At 42.3% G+C, this 5,053-nt stretch carries 4 protein-coding genes and 1 pseudogene (1 of these 5 cut by a window edge); all 5 read left to right on the forward strand.

Annotated elements, in window-relative coordinates; genetic code table 11:
• Positions 1-630, forward strand: a 630-nt coding sequence (locus COT81_04040) for a phosphoribosylformylglycinamidine cyclo-ligase (protein ID PIS04877.1), incomplete at its 5' end; no start/stop codon positions are given.
• Between the two features lie 2 nt (positions 631-632).
• Entirely contained in the window at positions 633-3,479 is a 2,847-nt protein-coding gene (purL, locus tag COT81_04045) for a phosphoribosylformylglycinamidine synthase subunit PurL (GenBank protein ID PIS04878.1), read from the forward strand.
• Between the two features lies 1 nt (position 3,480).
• On the forward strand, positions 3,481-4,224 hold the full coding sequence (purQ, locus tag COT81_04050) for a phosphoribosylformylglycinamidine synthase I (protein PIS04879.1): 744 nt from the start codon (positions 3,481-3,483) through the stop codon (positions 4,222-4,224).
• Positions 4,225-4,279: 55 nt separating this feature from the next.
• Positions 4,280-4,771: a hypothetical protein gene (locus tag COT81_04055; GenBank protein ID PIS04880.1), complete on the forward strand. Its 492-nt coding sequence runs from the start codon at positions 4,280-4,282 to the stop codon at positions 4,769-4,771.
• Between the two features lie 2 nt (positions 4,772-4,773).
• Positions 4,774-5,053, forward strand: a pseudogene (locus COT81_04060) (hypothetical protein) (it continues 59 nt past the right edge of the window).

Raw genomic sequence — 5,053 nt, forward strand, 5'->3', positions numbered from 1 at the left:
TTACATTTTGGCGAAACGGCTGAGTTACCAGGTGTATATCGCGAAGGTGAGTTGGATTTAGTCGGCACTGTACGCGGAGTAGTGGATTTAGATAATGTGATTACAGGAGATTCGGTTATCCCCGGGGACGTATTAATTGGAGTTGAATCAAACGGCTTGCACACCAACGGTTTTTCGCTCGCACGTAAAGCATTGTTTGATGTTCAAGGTTATAAAGTAACAGACGAAATTTCTGAAATTGGCGGAGTGCTTGGCGATGTGCTATTAGCGCCACACACAAACTATTTAAAACCGCTCAAGGAATTATTTCCTCAAAGAATAATTCATGGCATCGCGCATTTAACCGGCGGCGGATTTAAAAATAATATTATTAGGATTTTGCCACAAAGTTGCCAAGCTAAAATAAAGCTTAACAGCTGGGAAATTTTACCGATTTTTAAGCTGATTCAAAATGCAGGTGAGATTGAGGATGTTGAAATGTATAAGACATTTAATAAGGGCATTGGAATTGTTATAGCTTGCGATTCTGAAAATGAAAATACTATTAATGAAGTATTTACAAAACATAAAATGAAAACTTATAGAATCGGTAGCGTGGCGGAAGGTAATAAAGACGTTTTATTTGAATAGTTATGGTGCATCGAGTTGAAGTTGCAACCAAATCAAATTTTTTAGACGCAGAGGGCGAGGCGCTGAAGCAGGCGGCCGCCCATTTTGGTATTACCGGTCTTGAGGTGGTGCGGGTGGTAAAAGTGTACAAATTGGAAGGGCTAGACGCGGATGAAAAATTACACGACATTAAGGATCGATTACTACACGAACCAATTTGGCAAGACGCTGCCTTGGATCAACGTGTGGTTCGCGACGAAGAAAATTATAAAACAGTTGAGATTGCCTTAAAGCCAGGCATTATGGATACTGAAATTGAATCGGTTATGAGGGCTGTAGCTGATTTAGGGATTAAAGGTTTATCTATGGCGGGTACCGGCAAGCGGTTTTTATTCCAGGGCAATATTTCGCATGCGGATTTAAGTTTGATTACCGAAAAGCTATTGATGAATAAAATAATTCAGCGGGTGCTAGATAAGCCAGAAGAAACGTTGTTGATTGATAGTGAGCCAAAACCAACTGAAATAATTACTTTGCGAAGTATGAATGATTCAGAGCTTATCGCCTTGAGTGATAATCGTTTATGGTTGAATTTAGAGGAGATGAAAGTTATCCAAGAGTATTTTCGGAAACTGGATAGAGATCCGACCGACGTGGAACTAGAAATGTTAGCCCAAACTTGGTCTGAGCATTGCGGGCATAAGACATTTAAAGCCAAGCTAGTGATTAATGGCCGAGAAAAAGAACCTTTAATGACTCGCATAAAAAAAGCAACTCAAGAAATTAATTCGCCTAATGTGATTTCGGTCTTTGAGGATAATTCAGGGGTGATTAAATTTTTTAACGGCCTGGCAGTTTGCGGTAAGGTGGAAACGCACAATTCACCGTCAGCGATTGAGCCGTATGGCGGAGCGATGACCGGGTCTGGTGGAGTGTTTCGCGACGTGGTTGGCACCGGGCAAGGCGCAAAGACAATAATCAGCACAGATATTTTTTGTTTCGCACCGTTTGATACAGATCAAGCTGACGTTCCCGTTGGGTGCATTCATCCGCAGCGGCTAGGTTCGGAAGTGGTGCGCGGTGTAAAAGATTACGGCAATCGCATGGGTATTCCGACCAACAACGGATCATTACATTTTCATCCTGATTTTGTGGCCAAGCCCTCCGTGATTGTCGGGGCTTTTGGAATAATGCCTGAAAAATTTGCCCGGAAAGGAAGGGCTAAGCCGGGCGATAAAATTATTACCGTTGGCGGGAAAACCGGCCGTGACGGCATTCATGGTGCGACTTTTTCTTCCGGGGAAATGACGGCCGAAACTGAATCGATAAGTTCATCTGCCGTGCAAATTGGTAATGCGATTGAGGAGAAGCGCATGTTTGACGCGATTTTAGCCGCGCGCGATAAAGGGTTAATACGGGCGATCACTGACCTTGGGGCTGGCGGATTTAGCAGTGGCATTGGCGAGATGGGCGAAGATACCGGCGCGCGAGTGGATTTAGATAAAATTCCGCTTAAGTACCATGGCTTAGCGCCGTGGGAGATTTGGTTATCAGAATCACAAGAGCGAATGGTAATGGCAGTGGATGCTAAAGATGTGGCTCAAATCAAAAAAGTATTTAAGGATTTTAATGTTGAAGCCACCGAAATTGGTGAATTTACTGATGATAAAAAATTAACGCTTAACTATAATGGTGAAATAGTCGGAAAGCTGGAAATGGAATTTTTGCATGGTGGCTTGCCCCAGCGCGTGATGAGCGGCGAGTGGCACGAGCCAAAATTAGTTGAACCGGAACTGCTTGAACCTAAAGATTATAATGAAACGTTGAAACAAATTTTATGCCATTGGAATGTTTGCTCCAAAGAACCGATTGTGAGGCTGTATGACCATGAAGTGCAAGGCACAAGCGTTTTGAAGCCTTATTCTGGCACGAATAAAGATGCGCCCAATGACGCCGCTATTATTGAGCCAGTGCTTGGATCAGGCCAAGGTTTGGCTACCGCCCATGGCATGAATCCAATTTACAATAAAATTAATCCTTACTGGGGCGCAGCTTCAGCGTTTGATGAGTGTGTGAGAAATTTAGTGGCTTCGGGCGTAGACCCTAAAAATATAGCATTACTGGATAATTTCATTTGGCCATTTCCGGACGCCGAAGAACTTGGCAAACTTGACCGGGCGGTTGATGCTTGTTACGACATTACCACTACTTGGCAGATGCCGATAGTCAGCGGCAAAGACAGTTTATCCAGTACATACCGCGGGCCTGATGGTACGGTGATAAAAATTCCACCGACGCTTTGCGTTTCTGGATTTGCCCCGCTTGAAGATATTTCTAAAACTATTTCTGCCGGGTTAAAGCAAGCTGGCAATTGGCTTTTTATTGTAGGCGAAACGAAGGCAGAACTGGGTGGTTCGGTGTATTACGACTTACATACTGAACTTGGTGCCAGCGTGCCGCATGTTGATATACAACAAGCAAGAGTAATTTTTGAAAAAATGCATAGTGCAATTACCCAAGATATTATTCAAAGCGCGCATGATTTAAGCGAGGGGGGATTGGCTGTGGCTTTGGCCGAGATGTGTTTTGGCGGCAACAAGGGCGCGGCGGTCACAATTGATAACATTTCAGAATTAGACCGAGCCGACAAAATTTTGTTTTCAGAATCTAATACTCGGTTTGTGATTGAAGTGGCGCCAAAGAACGAGGATAAACTTACGGCCTTGTTTAAAGATTTGCCTTTATTTAAGTTGGGTCAGGTCAATGATTCTAAAAGTTTAACCATTTCTTTTGGCGGAAAAGAAGTTATCAATTCAGGAATAGATGAAATGAAAAAAGCATATCAAGCAACGATGAAGAGATATTTTTAATATGAAGCCGAAGGTTATTGTTTTAAAAACTGATGGAAGTAACTGCGAAGAAGAGATGAATTTTGCCTTTAATTTGGCCGGAGCAGAATCTGAAATTATTCATATTAACGAACTTTTTGCCGGTGATAAGAAATTGAAGGGTTATCAAATTTTGGCGCTGCCCGGCGGTTTTACCTATGGCGATGACGTGATGGCCGGGAAGTTATTGGCTAATCAGTTGTTGTATAAACTTGGTAAGGAGATAAAGCAATTTACTCAAGCCGATAAGCTGGTTTTGGGAGTGTGCAATGGTTTTCAAGTGTTAGTTAGAACCGGGCTTTTGCCATTCGGCGGAAAGCCAGCAGAGGATGCGAGTTTAATTATCAATGATAACGCTAAATTTATGTCGCAATGGGAAGGTTTGGTTATTCAGGATTCAAAATGCGTTTTTACAGTTAATTTAGCGGGGCGACAAATTGAATATCCAATCGCGCACGGTGAAGGTAAATTTATTATTAAAGACAACGACGTCTTGGAACGTCTGAAAGAAAATAATCAGATAGTTTTTAAGTACACAGGCAATCCGAACGGTTCAGTAGAAGATATTGCCGGGGTGTGCGACCAAAGCGGAAAAATTCTTGGGTTAATGCCGCATCCGGAACGATTTGTGCAAAAGACGCAACACTATAATTGGCGGGGACAAGAAATTGAAACTCCCCACGGCTTGCCAATCTTCCAAAACGCTGTGAATTATTTTAAATCTTAATCGTGCTATAATGATTTAAGTATGTATTTAAAGCCTTAAAAATTAATTTATAAATATGACTGATGTAGCTAAAAATATTTCGGTTGCTCTTTTAAGAATTTCACTGGGATGGATATTTCTTTGGGCGTTTTTAGATAAAATGTTTGGTTTGGGTTTTGCAACGCCTGCCGAACGGGCTTGGCTTAATGGCGGCTCGCCCACAGCCGGCTTTTTAAGTAATTCCCCAAAAGGGCCGTTAGCTCAAGTTTTTAATGGTTTAGCCGGGCAGGGATGGGTGGATTGGTTATTTATGATTGGGTTACTGTGCTTAGGCGTTTCGTTAATTTTAGGTGCCGGCATAAAAATTGCGGCCACAGCAGGAACAATCTTATTGCTGTTAATGTGGTTAGCCGTTTTGCCTCCTAGCAACAACCCAGTCATTGATGATCATATTGTTTACGCCCTAGCTTTAATAGTACTGCGCCATTTGAGAGCCGGACGCTACTATGGTTTGGGGACATGGTGGTCTAGTCAGCCGCTAGTTCAGAAAAATCGTTGGCTTGAATAGATATGATTTTACTTTTACGTTGGATAATTAGTGCTTTAGTTTTATTGCTGGTTGCCTACATTGTGCCTGGAGTAACAGTAGGGTCAATTTATATTGCTTTAATTGCCGCATTGCTTTTAGGGTTGGTCAATGCCGTTATTCGACCGATATTGATTTTTTTAACTTTACCAGTAACATTGTTAAGCTTGGGTCTTTGGGTGCTAGTCATTAATGCGTTAATGTTTTGGTTTATCGCTTCTTTTGTTCAAGGGTTTTCAGTCGCAGGATTTGGTTCGGCGTTTC

The sequence above is a fragment of the Candidatus Buchananbacteria bacterium CG10_big_fil_rev_8_21_14_0_10_42_9 genome, from assembly GCA_002773845.1.
GTDB lineage: Bacteria > Patescibacteriota > Patescibacteriia > Buchananbacterales > 21-14-0-10-42-9 > 21-14-0-10-42-9.